Genomic DNA, 2,862 nt, shown 5'->3' with positions numbered 1-2,862 from the left:
GCGCAGCCCGCCCTGCTGGAACAGGCGCTGGCCCGCGCCGCCGCCGACTGCGTGGCGCTGGACGGCGCGCAGGCCGTGGTCATCGGCGGCGGCCCGCTGGGGCAGGCCGCCGCCGCGCTGGCGCAGAGCCTGCCCGTACCCGTCATTTCACCCCTGGCCTGCGCCGCGCGCTGGATGCACCAGCGCCTGCTGCCCGCCCAGTCCCCTCCCCGCATCCCGCTTCCCACCCTCTGACCCCCGAAAGGAACCACCATGACGATCCACCGCTTTCTCGGCCGCCTTGCCACGGGCCTGCTGGCCGCCTGCACCCTGGCGGGCGCCGCCAGCGCGCAAACCGCCAGCGCGCTCGACCAGATCACCAGCAGCAAGAAGGTGCGCATCGCCATCCCGACCGACTACCCGCCCTACGGCATGGTGGGCAAGGACCTGCACCCGCAGGGCCTGGACATCGACATGGCCAACTACGTGGCCAAAAAGCTGGGCGCCACGCCCGAGCTGGTTCCCGTCATCAGTGCCAACCGCGTGCCCTACCTGCAAACGGGCAAGGTGGACCTGATCATCTCCACGCTGGGCAAGACGCCCGAGCGCGAGGAGGTGGTGGACTTCTCGCACGCCTACTCGCCCTTCTTCCAGGCGCTGTTCGCGCCCAAGTCGATGTCCATCAAGAGCTGGGCCGACCTGGACGGCAAGAGCGTGTCCGTCACGCGCGGCGCCATGGCCGACGCCGAGCTGACGAAGGTCGCGCCCCCCGGCGCGCGCATCCTGCGCTTTGAAGACCACGTTGGCACCGTGTCGGCCTTCGTCAGCGGCCAGGTCCAGGCGATCGCCACCAGCGCCGGCGAGGGCGGCACCATCATGCGCCAGAACCCCAAGCTGGACTCCGAGTTCAAGCTCGTGCTCAAGGTCAGCCCCAACTACATCGGCATCCCCAAGGGCGACGTGGCGCTCAAGAACCGCATCAACGCCATCATCCTGGAGGCCAAGCAGAACGGCGAGCTGGACCGCCTGTCCAACAAGTGGCTGGGCCGCCCTGCGGGCGAGCTGCCGCTGTGATGCGGCCTGACGGCAAACCCACGCAACGCCGCCATGTCCATCCAACTGGATTTCGCCGCCGTGCTGTCGCAGTGGCCCATGCTGCTGTCGGGCGCGCTGTGGACGCTGGGCCTCACGGCCGTCGCCGTCTTCATCGGCATGCTGCTGGGCACGGCCTGCGCCTGGGCGCGCGCCAGCGGGCCGCTGGCGCTGCGCGCAGCCGTGGGCGCCTATGTGGAGCTGATCCGCAACACGCCCTTCATCGTGCAGCTGTTCTTCGTGTTCTTCGGCCTGCCGTCGCTGGGCGTCAAGCTCTCGCCCGACATCGCCTCGGTCATCGCCATGGTGCTGAACCTGGGGGCTTATTCCACGGAGATCATCCGCGCGGGCATCGAGAGCACGCCGCGCGGCCAGGTCGAGGCGGCGCAGAGCCTGGCGCTGGGGCGCGTGCAGATCTTCACCCGCGTGGTGCTGCCCCCGGCGCTGCGCCGCGTGTGGCCCGCCATGGTGAGCCAGATCATCATCGTCATGCTGGGCTCGTCCGTGTGCGGGCAGATATCGACCATGGAGCTGAGCTACGCGGCCAACCTGATCCAGGCGCGCAACTTCCGCACCTTCGAGGTCTATCTCGTCGCCACCGCCTTGTACCTGCTCCTGTCCATCGGCCTGCGCTGGGCGCTGACCTGGGCCGGTCCGCGCTTTCTCTTTGGCCGCTGAAGAAGAAAGGCACTGCACCATGACCGACTTCAGCACCTGGGACATTCTTCGCAACCTGCTGCTGGCCGCGCGCTGGACGGTGGCGCTCTCGCTCATCGCCTTCATCGGCGGCGGCCTGGTGGGCGCGCTGCTGCTGGTGGCGCGCCTGTCCGGCAACGGCTGGGCCGACCGCGCCATCGGCGCCTACGTACAGGTCTTCCAGGGCACGCCGCTGTTGATGCAGCTCTTTCTGAGCTACTTCGGCATCGGGCTGCTCGGGCTGAACGTGTCCGTGTGGTTCTCGGTGACGCTGGCGCTCACGCTGTATTCCAGCGCCTTCCTGGCCGAGATCTGGCGCGGCTGCGTGGCCGCCATCCCCAAGGGACAGTGGGAGGCCGCACAGAGCCTAGCGCTGTCGTTCGGCGAACAGCTGCGCCACGTGGTCTTCCCGCAGGCGCTGCGCATTGCCATACCGCCCACGGTGGGCTTTCTGGTGCAGGTGGTCAAGGGCACGGCGCTGGCCTCGGTGGTGGGCTTCGTGGAGCTGACCCGCGCGGGCAACATGATCTCCAACGCCACCTACCAGCCCTTCAAGGTCTTCGCCTGCGTGGCGCTGCTGTACTTCGCGCTGTGCTACCCGGTCAGTCTCTACGCCAAGTTCCTGGAAAGGAAAGTCCATGCTTCTCGCCGCTGACACCCCCCAAGCCGACGCGCCCGCGCAATCGCCGCGCGCGCCCATCGTCAACATCACCGCGCTGCGCAAGTCCTACGGCACCAACGAGGTGCTCAAGGGCATCGACCTGCAGGTCCTGCGCGGCGAGGTCATCGCCATCATCGGCAAGAGCGGCTCGGGCAAGAGCACGCTGCTGCGCTGCATCAACGGGCTGGAGACCTTCCAGGACGGCGCGCTCACCGTCGATGGCAAGCCCCTGCTGCACGACAGCCCCCTGGCCATGCGCGCGTTGCGCCAGCGCGTGGGCATGATCTTCCAGAGCTTCAACCTGTTTCCGCACCTCACGGTGGGGCGCAACGTGATGCTCGCGCCCACGCTGGTCAAGAAGACGCGCAAGGCCGTCGCCGAGGCCCAGGCGCGCCGCCTGCTCGCGCGCGTGGGCCTGGCCGAGAAGTTCGACG

General features: G+C 68.6%; 4 protein-coding genes and 1 pseudogene. All 5 read left to right on the top strand.

Annotated features, from left to right (window positions below; genetic code table 11):
- Nucleotides 1-234 (top strand): annotated as a pseudogene (locus QM569_RS02465) (hypothetical protein); the annotation flags it as partial.
- Nucleotides 235-252: 18 nt separating this feature from the next.
- Nucleotides 253-1,053, top strand: a complete 801-nt coding sequence (locus QM569_RS02460) for a transporter substrate-binding domain-containing protein (RefSeq protein WP_414985640.1) — start codon at nucleotides 253-255, stop codon at nucleotides 1,051-1,053.
- Nucleotides 1,054-1,086: 33 nt separating this feature from the next.
- Entirely contained in the window at nucleotides 1,087-1,749 is a 663-nt protein-coding gene (locus tag QM569_RS02455; RefSeq protein ID WP_414985639.1) for an amino acid ABC transporter permease, read from the top strand.
- 19 nt (nucleotides 1,750-1,768) lie between these two features.
- Nucleotides 1,769-2,422, top strand: coding sequence for an amino acid ABC transporter permease (locus QM569_RS02450; protein WP_414985638.1), 654 nt, complete (start codon nucleotides 1,769-1,771; stop codon nucleotides 2,420-2,422).
- On the top strand, nucleotides 2,406-2,862 hold a 457-nt coding region (locus QM569_RS02445), incomplete at its 3' end, for an ATP-binding cassette domain-containing protein (RefSeq protein WP_414985637.1). The genes QM569_RS02450 and QM569_RS02445, both read left to right, overlap by 17 nt.

This window comes from Acidovorax sp. (genome assembly GCF_047607405.1).
Classification (GTDB): Bacteria; Pseudomonadota; Gammaproteobacteria; order Burkholderiales; family Burkholderiaceae_C; genus Acidovorax.
The sequence above is the reverse complement of the archived record's forward strand: the minus strand, read 5'-3'. Positions and strand labels throughout refer to the sequence as shown.